The organism is Chitinophaga polysaccharea (genome assembly GCF_007829335.1).
Lineage (GTDB): Bacteria > Bacteroidota > Bacteroidia > Chitinophagales > Chitinophagaceae > Chitinophaga > Chitinophaga polysaccharea_B.
In genome coordinates, this window is sequence record NZ_VIWO01000004.1 from 589,390 (window position 1) to 608,306 (window position 18,917).

The following is an 18,917-nucleotide window of genomic DNA, read 5'->3' on the forward strand; positions in this document are numbered from 1 at the left end:
GAAATATAGGCGTTTCTATTTCAACAACTCCAAAGTGTGCTGCACCTGGTTAATTCCTCCCTGCCAACCTTCGTGGCCGGGAATCAGGTAAGCAGGATGAGGAAACTTGTCGCGAAGTTTGCGAAGGGTGGCAGGATACGCCTGCAGGTTACCATCTCCCGTAAATCCTATGTTGGTAGCATCCATACTTTTTACCAGGCATCCGCCATACAGTACTTTCGCTTTGGGAAACCATACCACGATGTTATCTCTTGTATGTCCTTCGCCTGGATAATAGGTTTGCAGCTCGAGTCCCTTCACACGGAAGGTGGTGTCTTTATCAAAAACATATTGGGCTTGTGGTTCCTGGTTGAGTTTACAGAGTTCCTGCGTAAGTTGGGAGGTATAGGTTTTAACGCCCAGCTTTTTCAGGTAGTCGAGACCAGCGGTGCGGTCGGCGTGAAAGTGTGAGGCGATACAAAGAATGATTTTTTTATGATGACGCTTTTCAAGCGTATCTACCAGCTGTTTGGTTTGGTCTTCGCTCCAGGGCGTGTCTATCAGCACAATACCATCTGGTGTTATTACATACAGGCCATTGGCAGCTACTACGCCGCCCTGGTATTTTCCGTAGGAGATGTGTACATAGAAATTACCAGTCAGGTGCTTCGTTTTTATCCGCAGGGTAGTATCCGCGGTAAAGGCCATGGCAGAAAAAGCGGTGCACAGGCAAACGATAAAAGATATGATTGTTTTCATGATATGATAAGCTAAGTATGAAAAGTCAAAATTAGGGTATTGATGGCGCCTGCAAAATTTAAATTTTACTGGCGAAAGGCTTCCTTTCGCACAAATACCCGGGCAATCCGCAGAAATATTTATATATTCAGCCGTTGTTGAAAGCGGGAATGGGAGCACAGATACCAGAGAATTTATACCAGACATGCGAATGAAAATTATACCGGCAGGCGTTTTATGCAGCCTGCTGTTGTCGACTACGAAGTTGCAGGCACAACAAGATACATTGCAACAATTGCCGGAGGTAACGGTGCAATCCTATTACGCTCATGCATCATTGCAACGTGTACCCACCGCCGTGAGTATACTGTTGCCAGCCGATTTGCAGTTGCAGCAGGGCGCTTCGCTGTTACCGGCCCTGAATACCGTGCCGGGGCTGCGTATGGAGGAAAGATCGCCCGGCAGTTATCGTTTATCCATTCGCGGTAGTTTGCTGCGGTCTCCCTTTGGTATCCGTAACATTAAGATATATATAGATGATATTCCACTCACCGATGCGGGTGGCAACACCTACCTGAACCTGCTGGACCCGGATGCCATCCGCCGGGTAGAAGTACTGAAAGGACCCGATGGCAGTATGTTTGGCGCCAACTCCGGCGGCGTGGTAAGGTTGGGGCTTGCACCGGAAGCCAGCGACACCACTCGGCTGCAGCTTAACCTGCAGGGAGGCAGCTATGGGCTGTTCCATGGTAGCATTGACTGGCAGCAGCAATGGAAAAATTACCAGTTGCAGGTATTCCAGGGATTTCAACGGGCAGATGGTTACCGGCAGAATACTGCCATGAAAAGATGGTATACGCAGGTAGCCCAGCGCTGGGAATATAAGCCAGGATATGCCCTGAAAATGCTGGCGTTTTATTCAGACCTGTCGTATCGTACCCCCGGGGGACTTACCCTGGCTGAGAGCAAAGCCAATCCCAGGGCGGCGCGCCCGTCAACGGCGGCCATACCGGGCGCTGTTGCGCAGCAGGCAGGTATCTACAACCGTACTTTCCAGGGAGGGCTGGTACATGAAGCGCAGTTCCACCCCCGGCTACAGCATGTGGTATCGGTGTTTGGCGCCACCACCTATTTCCAGAATCCTTTTTTGACCAAGTATGAAGTGCGGGTAGAAAATACGATTGGCTTTCGTACCTACCTGCAATGGATCAGCAACCCCGCACACGCCACGGCGGTGAACTGGAAATGGCTGAACGGCATAGAATGGCAGCAAACCAGCACCGATGATATTAATTACGGCAACCGGGGCGGGCGCCGAGATACCGTGCAAACAGCAGATAAGCTGTATACCGGGCAACATTTCTTCTTTTCCCGCTTCCTGGCTACTACGGGCGCACTGACCCTCGAGGCAGCGGCCAGCCTGAACTATTATGGTTATCGCTATAACAGCGACGGGCATACGAGCGTACATTTATCGCCACAATTGATGCCCCGTGTTTCCCTGTCGTATTTATTTACCCCGGGTATTACCGGAAGGGTTACCGTCAGCCGGGGATATTCACCACCGGCTACTGCCGAAATACGTGCATCCGACGACGTTATTAATAACAACCTGCAACCGGAAACCGGCTGGAACTATGAAGCCGGCCTGCGCATGGCTACCCGTAATGGCCGTGCCTCAATGGATGCCACCGGCTTTTATTACCGCATGCAAAACGCCATTGTGCTGCGCCGCCACGCCAATGGCAACGAATACTTCGTGAATGCCGGAGGGGTGCGTCAGAAAGGAATAGAATGGCAGGGCACCTGGTGGGTGATGAAGCCACGGCGGCAAGGGGTACTGCGTGGCATTAAATGGCAGGAAGGATATACCTTCAGTGATTTCCATTTTACCGACTATACCAGCGCCGGGAAAGATTATTCCGGCAACCGCCTCACCGGCGTACCGCAGCATGTGGTGGTCAGCAGTATATTATGGCTGCTGCCGGCTAACGTGAGCTTATATACGCAGCATACCTATACCAGCCGCATTCCGCTGGATGATGCCAACAGCACCTTTGCCAGCGATTTTCACCTGCTACAGGCCAATGTCAGCTGGAAGCTACCACTGCATACCCGCTACAGTTTATTATTACGGGCTGGCGCCGACAATCTCCTGGATGTAAAATACAGCCTGGGTAATGACCTGAACGCCGCGGGCGGACGCTATTACAACCCTGCTCCCGGCAGAAATTATTTTGGCGGCCTACGCCTGGTATTATAAGGCGGCGTGGTAGAGTGGGGAATGAAATAACCGTAGTGGGAACGGCTGTCCTCAGCTGCTGCCGCGTTGCCCGAATGCGAAGCAGCCGGATTTGTTGTATGGCGGGGACTGGCATTTCTCCGGTTACCTTTTAACAAAAGCGGCATAGAATTGTAATTAGTGGTGTAAGTATTTACATCAAAGATGAATTCTACCAACGACAACCAGGATAAACCTGTGATCACCGCCGCTATTGATGGATTTTTCCTCGTATTCTATCGTATAGCCGTTTTTATAGCCCGTTTCTTCCGGGAGGCTTTCCGGCCCCCGGTAGAATGGTCGGAGTTTGTGCGGCAATGTTACCAGGTGGGATATAAATCACTGGCACTGGTAACGGTAACAGGATTTATTACCGGCGTGGTGTTCACCGAACAATCCCGTCCTACGCTGTCTGAATTTGGAGTTACTGCCTGGCTGCCCTCGCTGGTGGCCATTGCGGTGGTAAGGGCGCTGGCGCCGCTGATTGCCGCCCTGATATGTGCTGGAAAGGTAGGCTCCAGCATCGGCGCAGAACTGGGCTCTATGAAAGTCACTGAACAAATAGACGCTATGGAGGTTTCCGCCATAAACCCGTTCCGCTACCTGATTGTAACCCGGGTAACCGCCATGACCATTTGTTTACCCATCCTCATGTTCTACAATGCCTTAATTGGCTGCATGGGTTCTTATTTTGATGTACATGCGCATGAGCAAACCAGTCTTGTTTCCTTTTTTGACAACGCCCTGGCACAAATCACCTTCCTCGATTATACCACCGCACTTACCAAGTCTATTGTATATGGATTTACCATTGGCATTGTGAGCTGCTACCAGGGCTGGAATGCCAGCCAGGGAACTATGGGCGTGGGTAAGGCGGCCAATGTGTCCGTGATTGTGTCCATGTTCCTCATTTTTATAGAGGAGGTGATCATTGTTCACATATTTAATTCTATCCGCTAGCATATGGAAGAGCAGGAACAGCATAGTAACAGCCCGGAAACGGTGATCCGCATCAGGGATTTATACAAATCGTTTGGCGACAAACAAGTACTGCAAGGCATTAACCTGGATTTACACAAAGGAGAAAATGTAGTGGTACTGGGACGCTCGGGTACGGGTAAATCTGTACTCATCAAAATTATCATCGGCTTATTGAAACCGGATGCAGGCACGGTAAATGTATTGGGAGAGGAGGTAGATCAGCTGAAAGATGTTGCCCTGCGCGCCCTGCGCCTGAAAGTAGGTTTTTCATTCCAGAGCAGCGCACTGTATGATAGTATGACGGTAGGCGAAAACCTGGCCTTCCCCCTGAAGCGCAATAACCGGCAGATGAGCAAAGAACAGATCCGGAAAACGGTAGACATTGTGCTGGAAGCGATTGGGCTGCCTGATGCTATTAATCAGCTGCCTTCAGAACTATCGGGTGGACAAAAAAAGCGGATCGGTATTGGACGAACGCTGATACTGCGGCCGGAAATCATGTTGTACGATGAGCCCACCGCAGGACTGGATCCCATCACCTGCATGGAGTTGAATAAGCTGATCAATGCGGTAAAAGAACGGTTTAATACCAGCTCCATCATCATCACCCACGATTTAACCTGCGCCAAGGAAGTAGGCGACCGGGTAGCCGTGATGGATGAAGGCCGGTTTATCAGGGAAGGCACTTTTGAAGAGGTATTCAGGGAAAAGGACGGGCTGATAAAGAGTTTTTACGATTATAACTTTACACAATAAGCTATGGAAACAGGGAAAAAACGCGCAGTAGTTGTAGGCATTTTTATAGTCCTGGGACTGGTGATAGCTGTAACGGCGGTCATGATGCTGGGTAAGCAGCAAAAATTATTCAGCAAATCTATCCAGGTAAGCGCTGTATTTAATGATGTAAATGGTCTTGCTGTAGGGCGCAATATCCTGTATTCCGGCGTGAAAATAGGTACCGTGCGGAAGATCAGCTTTATCCGGGCCAATGAAATATTGGTAAGCATGAATATTGACCAGGATGCGCAACAGTTTTTGCATAAGAACGTAGATGCGAAGATCAGCTCCGATGGATTAATGGGGAACAAAATAGTGTTGCTCACCGGCGGTAGCCCGGATGTCCCCTACCTGGAAGACGGCGACCAGCTGCATGTATCTACCGGCCTGAGTACCGACGACATCATGGCCACCTTGCAGGTGAATAATAAAAGCCTGGTGGAAATTACCAGCAACCTGAAAGTGATCACCAAAGGGCTGGTAGACGGAAAAGGTACCCTGGGAAAGTTGCTGGCAGAAGATACCGTGTATAATAATCTCAATGCCACGATGGCCGGACTGAATGTAGCAGTGGCCAACACCCGGCGGCTTACGGGGGCCTTGTCGGCCTATACCGCCAAGTTGCAAACCAAAGGAGTGTTATCCAATGATCTTATAACAGATACCGTTTTATTCGGGCGACTTCGTGCAGCCGTTACCGAAATGAATGTGGTAGCCGATAATGCCAATAAAACAGTACTGGAGCTACAACAGGCCAGTGCCGGGCTGAGGGCCAACCTGGGAAACACGAACACGCCGGCGGGTTTACTGTTGCAAGATACCATGGCAGCCGATGCGTTACGCGCCACTATTTTTAACCTGGAAGCCAGTACCGGGAAGCTGGATACCAATATGATCGCCGTGCGGCATAACTTCTTCCTCCGGGGCTTTTTCAGGAAGCAGGCCAAACAAGAGCGTAAGGCACAAAAGGAAAAAGAAAAGCAGGAAAAGAAGGCGCAATAAAACAGGCCCGTTACCGGGCCTGCCAATGTTTCATTTCTTCTTCAATAAAATGTTTTACGAGGTCGCTGTACATTTTTTCAATGGCATCGGCATTGAGGCCTGCGGCCATAGCCCATTCCCTTCGTTGCGCCAGCATGGCCTTAAACCGCTCCGGCGCCTGAACGGCGGCTTCGCTGGTTTTGAATTTGGCAGCGGCTTTCACGTAATTGAAACGCCTGCCCAGCAACTGCACTACTTCCTGGTCTATGGTATCAATGGCCATGCGTATGTCGGCCATATTTTCGCAGGCTTCGGGTGTTTTCATTTTAATGTCCTTTTTCGGAGAATGCAACAATCGGTGTAAGATCTACTTTACGGAATTCTACTTCGGAACCTTCTGCCTGCAGGGCAATTTGTCCTTTACGAGCGGTTGCCTGCGTACCATAGTTAACCAGGTCGCCATTTACCCATACCTTGATAGCATTTCCTACGCATTCAATGATCATGGTATTCCATTCGCCCAAAGGCTTCTCTGAATTATCGGTGAGGTTCATGATCCTGCGGCGTTTACCGTCCACCGAGCCCCATTCATTTTTAGGACCGCGGCGTTTTTCCATATCGGGTACGGTAATATCTTCTCCTATACACCAGAAGTCGCCCGCATCTTTGTGCTGCATCTGCACTTCGATGGATTTCGGGAACATATCATAGAGTACGCGGGGCTTGGAAACAAATACCAGTACACCGCAGTTGCCGGGTTTGGCCGGGAAACGGTATTGTACCTCGAGGCGATAGTTTTCATAGCTCTTGTCGGTGATGATATGTCCCTGCGGGCTGGCGAGACTTACAAAAACACCGTTGCGTAATATGAACGGGGTTTTAACGCTGCTATCCTTGTCCATGGCCGGTACATCTATATGCCAGCCTTTAAGGTCTTTAAAATTAAACAGGCTACGCGTTTGTGCGTGTACGTTGGCAGCTCCGCAAAGTGTTGCTATGGCCACACAGGAGGATAAAAGGTATTTTTTCATAAAGGAATTTGTCCGGATAGTGATTGAATCGGGGGCAATATAATAACATTTCCGGCTCCTTGATGAATTTTCAGGGGGCGATTTCATCTTTGAACCCGATGGCGGCATGGGAGCCGTCGCAGAAGGGCTTATTAGCGGAGGCGCCGCACCGGCAAAGGGTTACGCGGTTGCGTACTTCGTAAGGGGTGCCTTCTGCATCTTTTACTTCAATGCCTCCCATCAGCCAGAGGGGGCCACTGATATTTTTAGCCGGATCTTCGATGATGCCGATGGCGGGAGGGAGTTCCGGTTCTACCGGCGTTTGCGTGGCCCGGTCCCAGGCCACGAGGCGGCCGGAGGGGCAGGCATGTACCTGTTGGAGGAACTGCTCCCGGGCTGCGGGATCGTTGGTGTTGTTTACGGTACTCCATACCTGTCCGTTAGGATCGCAGAAACGGGCAAACGCGCAGAGTTGCTGTACGTCTGTCAGCAACATGGTAGGGCCTTCCAGCAATTCAGCCTCCTCTACATAATTAGCATGACCGGCCGTTTCGGTGCCATCGAAACCGACTGTTTTATGGCTGCCATCACAGAAGGGTTTGCGCTGGGAGTGCCCGCACCGGCAAAGCAAGAAGCGCTGGGTGTTAAGGGGGAATGATCTGCCCGTGATCCATTTCTCAGATTCACCCTCCTCATTGGTACCGATAATTTCTATGCGTAACGGCACTTCACCCCTTACTTCATAAGGGCCATTGGGAGTTACTTTTACCTGTATGCCCGGTGCTGGTTTCATGGTAGCGATATTAAGTACCTGTTAGGAACAACGGAAACGGAAAAAAGTTTTATAAAAACGGGAATCAGTCTCTATTTAGTAGAAACTGATTCCCGTTTTTCTGTTTGATGAATCAACCTTACAGTACCAATTCTACCACGGGCACTTCCACGTTGGGTTTTTTCTCAGGGAGGCTGATCACGATATCCTCTCCGGAAGTGGTATACTTCAGCTCAGAATTATCGTGCAGGAACTGGGCATATTTGATTTTGTTGTTATAGCCGGGCAGGGTAAGATGTCCGTTGTACTCCAGCAGATGCACATACAATCTTTTAGTGGTGGGATTGTAGGTGAGCATAGTGTTTTCCGGTGTCTTAAACGATTCGGGTGCATAGGTACATCCGTAAATAGATTCGCTGTTGGCCTTCATCCAATCGCCAATATTTCCCAACGCATTTTGGGCGCGGTAGTCGAATACACCGCGGGCGGTGGGACCTACGTTGAGGATCAGGTTACCGCCGCGGCTTACGGAACCGATGAGCAGTTCCAGCAGCTGGTGCGTGCTTTTCCAGGAATTTTCGTCGCGATAGTATCCCCAGGAGCCGGAAAAGGTTTGACAGGTTTCCCATGTTTTACCCCTGTATTGTGCCAGTTCATCTACCCGTACTTGCTCAGGGGTGAGGAAGTCGGCGCCATCTTCGTATTCATCCAGGTTGAGGCGGTTGTCTACGATGATATTGGGTTGCAGCTTCCGGATCATCTTCAGCAGGTTCACGGCATCCCAGTCATTTTTATCCTTGCCGTTTTTGCCGGGATAGGAGAAGTCGAGCCAGAGGATATCTATCTTACCGTATTTGGTAAGCAGCTCTGTGATCTGGTTGCGCATGTACTGGCGGTATTTGTTCATGTCGCGGCCCTTGTTCATAGCGGCATAGGCGCTGTCGGCGTTAACGCCGTTACCAGGGCGCTGCGGATGTACGCCATCTACAGTAAAGTCGGGGTGATGCCAGTCGATCAGTGAATAGTAGAAGCCCACTTTGATCCCTTCAGCGCGGAACGCGTCTACAAATTCCTTTACCAGGTCGCGTTTGGCGGCGGTATTAGTAGCTTTGTAGTCGGTATACCTGGAATCAAACAGACAAAAGCCTTCGTGGTGTTTGGTAGTGAGTACGGCGTACTTCATACCGGCTGCCTTTGCCTGTTTGGCCCAGGATTTTGGATCGAACTGATTGGGGTTGAATAAGTCGAAATATTGTTGGTATTGTTCGTTGGTGAGTTGTTCGTTGTGCTTCACCCATTCGTGGCGGGCTGGGAGTGCGTACAAGCCCCAGTGAATGAACATGCCGAAGCGGTCGTGCGTCCACCAGGCCATGCGCTGCTCTTTTTGTGCAGCCGTTTCGTTACCGATTCTTTTTTTCTCCTGCGCCTGCAGCTTCATCGCCGGACTGCAAAGCAGTGCGGCGATGAGTAGTTGTTTACATCTTCTTTTTATCATAAGTATTAATTATTTGTCTCTGAATAGCAGCACTTTGTTCACCCGGATGGTTTGTTCGGCAGGAGAGGTAAAAGTCCCTACCATGCCTACTGTTACGGTAGTAGTGGCGGAGAGGTGGAATCCTGCAGAAGCATATTTATTATTGTTGTTCACGATTCTGGCAGACCCCAATGCGGCACCGATCTGTTCTACATCAGGTAGTGCATTGCCTGATGCAACAGCCAGGTACGTATTTTCGAGGGAGTTGTCGATGTTCTGGATGTCGGCTTCAAAGCGGTAATCACCGGCGGGGAGGGTAAAGGTTTGGTAAATTTTGCCATTGGTGATGGTACCATTGTCCCATATCCATAGGGTAAATTTACCCGGCCCGCCAATTTCATCGTAGGTACCATTCCTGCCAGCTTCACTGTTATAGCTCCAGTCTTTCAGCTGTCCGAAACGGCCGCCGAAGGGTTGATTCGGGTCTTTGTCAAAAGGAGCTCCCGGATTACGTATATACTTCAGCGTGATATCTTCTTTCACGGCTTTTTCTTCAAAAGAAGTATAGAAGGTGTCCACGGCGAGTGGATCGGGTTTATAGAGGGTACGGTAGCGGAAGGTGCTCATGGAAAGATAGTTGTTGAGCAGGGTTACCTGGTCTTCCGGCTCTGCTTTGATGATGGTATCATGCGCCACCATATCAGCAGAAGTATATTGGATCTGCATACCAATGATACCGCCGGTGGTGTCGATGTTCATCCAGGAAATTTTTGCATTACCGTCTTTCATTTCTGCGCCGCTGAAGGCCCTGGTGAGCAGGGCGTCTTCATACATTTTACCGTATACGAACCCGTTGCCTTCCGTTCTTACGGAGGTGTTACCATCTTTATCGAAATTATATACCTCGAAAGTGTAGGCTCTTTCTTCCAGCTTATCAATAAATACCCGGATGGTATCTACCCCGCTGGTACGTTTAATGGCAATGAGCATGGAATCCTGGCGGTTGTTCCAATAAATTTTCGACTGGCTGATTTTAGGATCGGAGATCAGCAGCCATGACAGCTGTACCCGGTTGCGGCCGGCGCGTACCAGTAATGAATCGGCTTTACCGGTATATAAAATTTCCCCGTCTTTGATGAATTTTTTATAGTCGTCCTGTTTCCGGCAGGCGGTTAGCAGCAGCAGGGCGCCTATGATATAGCTAAGTATGCGCATAAGATTTTTTTTAGGTAGATGATCATCATTTGTCGTTACCCCAGAACTTCATGAGCTGGATATTGGCGGCATATCCGCCGTCGGTCCAGGTACGGAGAATTTTCACCCGGATGTACCTCACAGGGGGCGCATCGAGGGGAACGGTCATCTGTTCTCCTGCTACGGCCGCATCTTTATCGTCTTGGGTGGTTTGTCCTACGGGCAGGCCGGAAGGCTTGATCACGGTATGTTCCACGATTTTGGTCCAGCTATCCCAGCTACCATCGCTGGCGGGATTGGTAGCACCCCAGATTTCGAATTTGCGTACATTATTTTGAAGATAAATCCATTCGTTGGGGCGCTGCCATAGGCCAATGCGGCTCAAGCGCGCTGTTACGCCCAAATCGAAGGTGATCCACATGGGCATGCCATCGAGTTTGTCGGCCGAGTGCCAGAGGGTCCCGTTCCATAAATTGGGAATCGGTAGTCCCCAGCCGTAGTCCACATCTCCCGGTAATTTTACTTCCCTGAAATTGGCTTTATCCAGCAGTTTCTCATAAAACGGTGTGATGTCTACCAGCAGGGTATCCGACAGGTTGCCCCAGTGGTCGCGTACGCAGAACCCGAATTTCCGGGTGGTAGCATCATAGCCTCTCACAGAGTAATTGCCGCTCACCAGTTTGGTATAGTGAACATCTGCAGCGCCGAAAATACCGGTGGAGTCGTTGGCCAGCGTAACAATGGCCAGGTCGGCCTGGGTTTCATTTTTGAATGAGATATTCACGCCGCCAAAGTCCGGCTTTACCACGAGCGACTTGCGTACATCCAGCATGGGCGGCAGCAGGGGTTTCACGGTAGCAGGCACTTCATCGGAAGAAAGCTCGTTGCGGCTAACCACATATAAGGAAATTTTGTGCGTGGCCGTATCTCCAAATCCATCTACTACCAGGAAGTTGTTGTAGTAGGAAGACCTGATCTCGCGTGGCTTGCCATCGCGGATCGTATATACGGCCTTTACATACAGGATGTCTTTATTTTCCGGCAGGCTATACGTAATTTTTGCGCCTCCAGGTAAATTGGTAACGCTCAGATTGGTGATCACCGCAGGTTTTTCGCCGGAGGTATTTACCGGCGTATGTGATTCTTTAGTACAGGACATGGCGAGCAGGGAGAGGGCTGCAATGTACCGTGAGAGGAATGTATATGGCTTCATTGTTATTGGCAGTTTAAGTAAATGAAAGAAGTTACCATCCGTAGTTCTGCACCAGTTTAGGATTGTTCAGCAGATCCCAGCTATCGAGTGGCCATAGGTAATTACGGACCTGGAAAGTTTGGCGGAAGAGGGTGCGTATGCGGTAGTAGAATACAGGGTCTGACTGATCCACATCCCATCCGGTAACAGATTTGTTGAGTTCTTCCATACTTCTTTTCCAGCGGCGCAGGTCCCAGAAGCGGGCGCCTTCCATAGCCAGTTCAATGAGTCTTTCCTGTTGGATAATCTGTCTGAAGCCTTCTTTTGTGGTAAACTTCGCCGGATTGCGGGAATAGTTGCTCCAGGCAGTCTGTACACCGGGGATACCGGCCCTGGCTCTTACCCGGTCAATATATTTAAACGCTTCCGGCTGAGGGCCGCCCAGTTCATTGAGGGCCTCTGTATATAACAGGTACAGATCTGCCAGGCGTATTTCCGGCCAGGAATACGATTCTATATACAAGCCTTGTCCTTCCTGGATTTCATCTTTCCAGTTGATCAGTTTCTTGGCGAAGTAGCCCGTTACGTTATTGTCGTAGATATTTTTCCGGGTTTGAATCTGCCCGGCTTTACATTCTATGTGGAACGTTTTCTTTTGCATCATCCACATAGCACCATCGAAGGCCAGGTCGGCGTAGAAGCGCGGTTCCCGGTTAAAGTGTGCGGCTGCAGTGGTATAGCCTTCCAGGATCAGTTCTCCTTCTGCTTTGGTAGCGGTTCTTAGCTTATAACGATTGTTGTAGTCCCAGGTAATATCTTCATTGATAGGCACACCTTTATCGCTATAAAATTGCTCGGCAATTTTCATGGTAGGAGCAAAGGCGCCTACGGGCGATTCGTTGCCTATCCGCGCAGGATCGAGGCGGGGCAGGGCCTGGCGCTGAAGGTCGTAAGTAGTGGAGTTGGGATTATTCCAGATAATTTCCGGGTTCCATTCTTCGCAGGTACTGTTGCGAATTGACATTTGCCGGGTGAGGGTATCCGATAATGTTACGCCCAGTTGTGCGAAGGTATAAAGCACCATGCCGTTTTTTTCACAGGCGTCGATGGCTGCTTTACACGCCTCGGCAGCCTTCTTCCACTTGCCGGCGTCGTAGGAAGCGTTGAAGAGCGGTGTTCCGTCATAGTTTTTAAAACCATTGTAATCGGGATTGCCGTTGTACAGGGGACTGGCAGCCGTTACCAGCACCCTGGCCTTGATGGCCAGCGCTATCGGACGGGTAATACGTCCCAGCTCAGTAGACCTGTCTGCGATGATTTCCGGTAAGCCGGCAGCAGCCGTATCCAGCAGGCTGCTGATGTAATTGAATACAGCGTCCACATGCACGCGCGGCACCTTGGCTGCTTCTGCGGAAGTAGCGATGGGCAGGTTGTGGTCAATGATGGGAACAGGGCCGTACATTCTTACCAGCAGCCAATGGTAATAGGCTTTAAGGAATTTCACTTCTGCAATCCAGCGGTCTTTTTCCGCCTGGCGCATATCTACTACCTTGTTGATGTTGTCGAGGAAGATGTTGCAGTCGCGCAACGCACGGAAATTGACTCCCCATTGCGACATGTAAATATTGTTGGCGCTCAGAAAGCCTTGTGCAATCTGCCAGGGTGTTTCACTGGTACTATAAGGACGTACCATCCAGAACTCATCACCGGCCGCCAAGGCGGGATTGGCGCCGATATCAGAAGAGTACGGCAGGTAAGAGTAACAGGTAAACAGGTATTTTTGCGCCTCTGCACGCATGGTAAAGGCGTTGTCGATGGTAGCCACGTTGTCGGGTACTACGTCCAGGAATTTTTTACAGCCGGCCAACTGCAGCAGCAGGAGGCATAATAGCGCCCTCTCAATGTGTTGACGGAAGAAGAGGGTATATAATTTAGTCAATGATTGTTTCATGTTTGCACAGTTAAAACGATGAATTAAAGTCCTACGTTGATACCGAAGTTGACAACCCGCTGTACCGGGTATCCAAGCCCGTTACCTCCCATTTCGGGATCCCATGTTTTGAATTTGCTGATCACAAACAGGTTAGACGCGTTCACATAAATGCGGGCATTGGTCATGCGGATCCTATCCAGGAAATGTTTGGAGAACGTATAACCTGCCTCCACTGATTTTAACCGCAGGAAGTTACCGCTGCGCATCCACCAGGTAGAACTTTGATTGTTGTTATTCACGAAATAGTCGCTCAATCGTGGCCACATCGCATACAGGTTCCGGTTACCTTCGCTCCAGTGGTCATCTGCAATGGCCTGCAAGAGCCCATGTTGTCCGCCACCGTTTAACACAAAGGGAGATATGGAGTAAGAATCAATCCAGAAGGAAGACCTGGCAGAGCCCTGGAAGAAGAAGCTGAAGTCGATCTGCTTGTAACCAAAGGACCATCCGAAGCCATAGGTAATTTCAGGCACAGTGGGTAAGCCGATAGGTACCATATCTGCATCGGTGATTTTGCCATCGCCATTTACGTCATGGTATTTGATATCTCCCCCCATTACCTGTTGTCCCCAGTTCTGGTAGGCAGAATTGGCTACTTCCTGGTCATCTACAAATAGTCTTTCTGCGATGTAGCCGAAGTTTTGGGAGAGGGACTGGCCCACGCGGGAGCGGTATGCTTCGGGATATTTAGGCTCTTCATTTACCAGCAGTTTGCTGGAAGCGTAGGTGAAGTTGCCCCTGAATTGTACAAAAGAGTTATTCATAAACTCTTTCGTATAGGTGGCGGCAACATCCACGCCTCTGCCGGATGCTTCACCCACATTGGCCTGCGTATTGGCATTCAGGCCCATGGTGCTGGGAAGGGTGCTCCGCGTCATCAGGATATTGGTACGATGCTCTTTGTATACGTCTACCTGGAGGTTCAATGCCTTGAACATATTGATTTCCAGGCCGAGGTTTGTTTTATAGGATTTCTCCCAGGTGATTTCCCTGTTCTCATAGCGGTTCACAGAAACGCCGGGAGAATAGAAGCTTTTTTTCTCTCCGAAATAGGCGCCTTTGCCACCGTCATTCATATTTACATCTGAGAGATAAAAGAAGCGGTCATTTTCGTTACCGATCTGGTCATTTCCCACGATGCCGTAGGTGGCTCTCAGTTTCAACACGTTGATGGTATTGGTTAGAGGTTCGAAGAATGCCTCATTGTGCATATTCCAGGCAACGCCGGCAGAGGGAAAGAAACCGAAGCGGTGATTGCTGGCAAAACGTTCAGACCCGTTGTAGCCGAAGTTGAATTCTGCCAGGTAGCGGGTGTCGTAGTCGTAGGTAGCGCGACCAGAAACACCCTGGTTGCGGTGTGGCAGCGATGTTTGCAGCGTGCCGGCGTTGGCGGTGAGGTAGTTACGCACCAGGCCAATCAGCATGCCGGATACGTTATGTACTTTATTAAACTGCTGGTTGTAGTTCAACGCCGCTTCGAAATAGGAAGTGGTGTTGAGCGTTTTCTGGCCGGGATAGTAGTTGAGGTATTCTGTTCCATTGGTGTTGAGGGAGGAGAGCTGCGGTGTTTTATCAACATCATATTTCAACGTATAAAAATAAGGTGTATAACCGCGGGTTACATCAAAATAAGAGTAACGCTCGGTATAGCCCATGATCCTGCCTGTTAAGCCGGGCAACAGGAATTTGAAGTCCTGTTTAACTTCCGCCTGCACCAGGAGGGTGGAGGTGTTGTACTGCTGATACCCTGATACGGAATTAGCGTAGGGGTTATTATACAGGTTGCTGCCATCGCCGGGAAGGCTTCCGAATCCTGGTTTTACGGCATTACCAAAGAGGGGATGTTTTAACTCCGGCGCAAAGCTGGAAGGATATATGGCCGGAAACATCACGGGGTTGGCCCAGATGGTTTGGGAGAACAATCCTGCGCCGCCGCCAATAGGGCCGTTGTAATCGTCGAATTGTCCGTAAGTACGTACAATGGCTTTGGTGGTGGGCGTGAGATTGATATCGACGTTGGAACGGAGCGCGTAGTTTTTTAGTTTGATGTTACTGTTGAAGTTATTGCGCTGATCTACGTTCAGCACGCCGTTGTCTACGTTGTAAGTACCGGATACATAGAACTGTGCTACTTTTCCACCGCCTTTCAGGTTGAAGTTGGTGCGCTGGTTGTTGGTATAATCTTTAATCAGCAGCTTAATCCAGTTGTTGTTGGGATACAGCAGCGGATCGTCGCCTGCGGCGGTATGGTCAATTTTAGATTGAGAGTATTGTACATCGCGCAATGGGTTCCGGGTAAGTACGGCTTCATTGGCGAGGTTCATGTAAGTAATGTTATCGGCAAATTTGAAATTGCGTGTATTGGTAGATAATGAATTTTCGAAGCGTACGTTGAGTGATGTTTTTGCTTCCACGCCGGACTTGGTGGTTACGAGCACCACGCCGTTAGCGCCCCTGGCGCCATAGAGGGAGGAAGCGGTAGCATCTTTCAGGATAGAAAAACCGGCGATGTCGTCGGGCTGCAGGCGGGCCAGGTCGGTGGTGCTGGATTCCATACCATCTATCAGGATGAGGGGATCCACTTTACCGGTACCAAAGGTAGTGATACCACGGATGAAGAAGCTGGCATTGTCTTTCCCGGGTTCCCCGCTACGCTGGAAGGAGATAACGCCCGACAGGCGGCCGGCGAGCATGGTGGTGAGGTTGCTCGTAGGGCCTTTCAGCTCTTTAGGATTGATGCTGGTAACAGCGCTCACCATACTGGTTTTTTTCTGGGTGCCATATGCTACCACCACTACTTCCCCCACATCGGATACTTTTTGTTGCATCACAATTTTCAGGAGTCTATCATTTTTTACCTGTATGGTTTGCGGCTGCATCCCTACCATGGTAAACATGAGGCTGTCGCCGATATTGGCTTCAATATTAAACACGCCGGTTTCATCGGTGAGGGCGTTGGTACGGGAGGTTTTGTTCACCACCGTAACGCCCACCATGGGAGTGCCATTCGGTTCCGTTACCTGTCCTTTAATTTTGATGCGTACGTTGTCGGGTACGGAGGACGGGATAACGGGTTTCCTTTTAAGAATAATTGTTTTTTTGAGAATAGAATAGGTGAGTGGCTGATCTCTGAAAACTTCTTCCAGGGCCCGCTCCAGGGGTACATTTTCCTGTGAGTAGTTAACTGGTTTAGCATTGTTGACCATCTGGAGGTCAAATACAAAAACATATCCTGTTTGTTTCCTGATCGATTTCAGTACATCAACCAGGGGCGCAGCCTTGGCATGCAAGGTTACCTGTTGTACAGGCTCATTCGCGTGTGTTTGCAACACAGCAGACAAGAGTAGTAATAAGGTGAGTTTCATAAAGCGCAATAGTTTTTGGTTCGATAAAAGGGGCCGGTCGGGGCGGCGTTTTTTGTGGAATGTCTGCTTCATTTTTTCTGGCGGAATTGTAAGTTTAGGTAAAACAGGGTCCGGCACATGAGTGCATAGCTACGCCAGGAGCGGTATTGGCCGCAACTGGTTTTTCACTGCCGGAATAGCTGTCGTTTGTTTGGTTGTCGTTTAGTTTGGTTGATACATACTTTCTATTATGGTAGTTTTAAGGTCTGACGGTAATTGTTTTATCGGCGATATTAAAATGAATGCTTCCTGTTAACTCCAGTTGACGGAGGATATCTTTCAGGCTGTCTTGCCTGGAGAATGAGCCTGCAAAGGATTTTTCGGTGATGGCGCCTTCGTAAACAACAGTAAGGTCATACCAGCGGGCCAGTTCCCGCATAATGGTTTTGATATTGTCGTTGAATTCGAAACGGCCTGATTTCCAGGCAACGGCGATGTCGGTATCTACGCGGCTAATGCTGATCCCGGTGTGTTCGCGGTTGATCAGTGCCTGTTGACCGGGTTGCATTTTCCGGGTGATGTTGCCGCTGATGACATTAACGGCTCCTTCCAGTAACGTGGTACAGCTATTTTCTTCTTCGTAGGCTTTGATATTAAAGGCGGTGCCGAGTACCGCTACCTTCATATTGTTGGTTTTTACAATAAAGGGTTGGTTGGACTGCCGGGCGATTTCAAAATATACTTCCCCACGTATGGTTACTTCGCGGGTAGTGTCTTTAAAAGCGGTAGGAAAACTAATAGATGAAGCAGCGTTGAGCCAGGCTTTGGTGCCATCGGGCAAAATGAGTTGGTAGATGCCCCCTTTGTTGGTGTATACGGTATTGATAGTGGGTACTGTGGATGGAGCGCTGTTATACGCCAACACATTTCCCTTTTTACTAACGGAAACGCCTGATTGAACGTCAACGTCTGTGGCGGTGGTGTGGTCCAGGTCAATTTCCTGGCCGTTACCCATTACCAGGCGGGCGTGTTCGTTTTTAGGCTTGGGAGCGTGCACACTGGCCATCGGCGCGTTAGTGGTGGTATGACTCCTGGTATATATTATATAACCGGCGGTGGCAGCCGCGGCGAGGGTGCAGGCAGCTACGGTGAGCCGTTTCCATACAGGAAAGGTGGGTATGCGTGCTGGTGTGGGCGCCGCATTTGTTTGCATGATTTCCTGCAACATATTGTTGGCGGTATCGTCCGACATGGTTTGGTCGTTATCGGCAGCCTGGAGCAGCAGTTCGTCCAATAATTGTTTAAGCGCTTCGTCGTGCGCCGACTGTGCCAGCAGCACCATCAGCTCGTGTTGTTCTTCCGGTGTAGACTGTTGTGCGTAATACCGTTCAAACAGGTATCTGAATCGGGTTGCTGTCATGAATAGCGATTTGATTTAGGTTGCTGTATAAGGGGACTATAAAATGAACCCGATGGGTTAGGGGTTTTGAAAAAAAACTCTTTAGTAAAACAGCCACATAATGATAAGGAAAGTATTGAGGTCCATACGCGCCATGCAGAAGGCGCGGATAGAGCGCATGGCATTGGCCAGGTGTACTTTGATGGTTTCAGGAGAAAGTTGCAGCCGGTCGGCAATTTCATTTCTTTTCAGCCCCTCTTCCTTGCTGAGTTTATAGATCAGCTCCTGTTGGGGCGACAGCTGCGCAATGGCCCGCTGCAGGATTTGTTCATATTCCTTATGAATAATAGCGGCGTCTTTTATTTCGTTAACAGCCGTAGCCGAAAGTTCAGAGGCGGCCAGCTGTTGCCGGGCCATTAATTTCAACGAAGTAAAAATATGATTCCGGGTAACGGTAAAGAGGTAAGCTTTGAAATGACTGATTTCATGTAACTCGCCACGCTTAAGCCACATTTTTAGGAAAATATCCTGTACCACATCTTCTGCCTGTGAGGCAGATCCCAGCAAACGGAAAGCGATGGCGTATATACGGTGGCGGTAGTGATGGAATACACTGGCAAAGGCACGATCCTCGCCCTGAGCAAGGCTCAGCAATAGTTCCTTTTCATTGTAGGTATTCACTTCCATACGTGGTTACAAGTGCAGGCAAATTACTGTTTATATAGATAGGATATTTGCGTTAAATTCGCTGCTAATAATAGTATTTTCTCCTGTTGACTCCTGCAAGCCTGTAATCCGCTAT

At 49.6% G+C, this 18,917-nt stretch carries 15 protein-coding genes; 4 read left to right on the forward strand and 11 right to left on the reverse strand.

The features are described from left to right. Positions 1 to 15: 15 nt before the first annotated feature. Positions 16 to 738 (reverse strand): BlaB/IND/MUS family subclass B1 metallo-beta-lactamase, encoded by a 723-nt coding sequence (bla, locus tag FHW36_RS16840; protein ID WP_186452492.1) that lies wholly within the window; start codon positions 736 to 738, stop codon positions 16 to 18. 190 nt (positions 739 to 928) lie between these two features. Here bla and FHW36_RS16845 point away from each other — a divergent pair, with 190 nt between their 5' ends. The 4 genes from FHW36_RS16845 to FHW36_RS16860 all read left to right on the forward strand — a co-directional run bounded on the left by FHW36_RS16845 (position 929) and on the right by FHW36_RS16860 (position 5,758). Beyond that, positions 929 to 2,980 carry a TonB-dependent receptor gene (locus FHW36_RS16845; protein ID WP_145670732.1) on the forward strand — a complete coding sequence of 684 codons (2,052 nt, stop codon included), beginning with the start codon at positions 929 to 931 and terminating at the stop codon, positions 2,978 to 2,980. 183 nt (positions 2,981 to 3,163) lie between these two features. Continuing rightward, positions 3,164 to 3,958, forward strand: coding sequence for an MlaE family ABC transporter permease (locus FHW36_RS16850; protein WP_145670733.1), 795 nt, complete (start codon positions 3,164 to 3,166; stop codon positions 3,956 to 3,958). Between the two features lie 3 nt (positions 3,959 to 3,961). Next, positions 3,962 to 4,735: an ABC transporter ATP-binding protein gene (locus tag FHW36_RS16855; protein WP_145670734.1), complete on the forward strand. Its 774-nt coding sequence runs from the start codon at positions 3,962 to 3,964 to the stop codon at positions 4,733 to 4,735. 3 nt (positions 4,736 to 4,738) lie between these two features. Continuing rightward, complete coding sequence (locus FHW36_RS16860; RefSeq protein WP_145670735.1) at positions 4,739 to 5,758, forward strand: MlaD family protein; 1,020 nt, start codon at positions 4,739 to 4,741, stop codon at positions 5,756 to 5,758. A gap of 10 nt (positions 5,759 to 5,768) precedes the next feature. On the opposite strand, the gene FHW36_RS16865 is transcribed toward FHW36_RS16860, so the two are convergent. The 10 genes from FHW36_RS16865 to FHW36_RS16910 form a co-directional block, all read right to left on the reverse strand. Beyond that, the gene (locus FHW36_RS16865; RefSeq protein ID WP_145670736.1) at positions 5,769 to 6,062 is read right to left on the reverse strand and encodes an isochorismate lyase; all 294 of its coding nucleotides are present in this window, start codon (positions 6,060 to 6,062) and stop codon (positions 5,769 to 5,771) included. A 1-nt stretch (position 6,063) separates the two neighbouring features. Beyond that, positions 6,064 to 6,768: a 3-keto-disaccharide hydrolase gene (locus FHW36_RS16870; protein WP_145670737.1), complete on the reverse strand. Its 705-nt coding sequence runs from the start codon at positions 6,766 to 6,768 to the stop codon at positions 6,064 to 6,066. 70 nt (positions 6,769 to 6,838) lie between these two features. Further along, entirely contained in the window at positions 6,839 to 7,540 is a 702-nt protein-coding gene (locus tag FHW36_RS30855) for a CDGSH iron-sulfur domain-containing protein (RefSeq protein WP_145670738.1), read from the reverse strand. A 118-nt stretch (positions 7,541 to 7,658) separates the two neighbouring features. Next, positions 7,659 to 9,014 (reverse strand): alpha-L-fucosidase, encoded by a 1,356-nt coding sequence (locus FHW36_RS16880; protein WP_145670739.1) that lies wholly within the window; start codon positions 9,012 to 9,014, stop codon positions 7,659 to 7,661. Positions 9,015 to 9,023: 9 nt separating this feature from the next. Further along, positions 9,024 to 10,208 (reverse strand): DUF4998 domain-containing protein, encoded by a 1,185-nt coding sequence (locus FHW36_RS16885; RefSeq protein ID WP_145670740.1) that lies wholly within the window; start codon positions 10,206 to 10,208, stop codon positions 9,024 to 9,026. Between the two features lie 25 nt (positions 10,209 to 10,233). Then, positions 10,234 to 11,400, reverse strand: coding sequence for a DUF5000 domain-containing lipoprotein (locus FHW36_RS16890; RefSeq protein ID WP_145670741.1), 1,167 nt, complete (start codon positions 11,398 to 11,400; stop codon positions 10,234 to 10,236). Between the two features lie 31 nt (positions 11,401 to 11,431). Then, a complete protein-coding gene (locus FHW36_RS16895; protein ID WP_145670742.1) occupies positions 11,432 to 13,330 on the reverse strand; it encodes a RagB/SusD family nutrient uptake outer membrane protein in 1,899 nt (632 codons plus the stop codon). Positions 13,331 to 13,353: 23 nt separating this feature from the next. Continuing rightward, the gene (locus FHW36_RS16900; protein WP_145670743.1) at positions 13,354 to 16,737 is read right to left on the reverse strand and encodes a TonB-dependent receptor; all 3,384 of its coding nucleotides are present in this window, start codon (positions 16,735 to 16,737) and stop codon (positions 13,354 to 13,356) included. Between the two features lie 238 nt (positions 16,738 to 16,975). Beyond that, the gene (locus FHW36_RS16905) at positions 16,976 to 18,136 is read right to left on the reverse strand and encodes a FecR family protein (RefSeq protein WP_145670744.1); all 1,161 of its coding nucleotides are present in this window, start codon (positions 18,134 to 18,136) and stop codon (positions 16,976 to 16,978) included. 81 nt (positions 18,137 to 18,217) lie between these two features. Continuing rightward, positions 18,218 to 18,802 carry an RNA polymerase sigma factor gene (locus FHW36_RS16910; protein WP_145670745.1) on the reverse strand — a complete coding sequence of 195 codons (585 nt, stop codon included), beginning with the start codon at positions 18,800 to 18,802 and terminating at the stop codon, positions 18,218 to 18,220. Between the last annotated feature and the right edge of the window lie 115 nt (positions 18,803 to 18,917).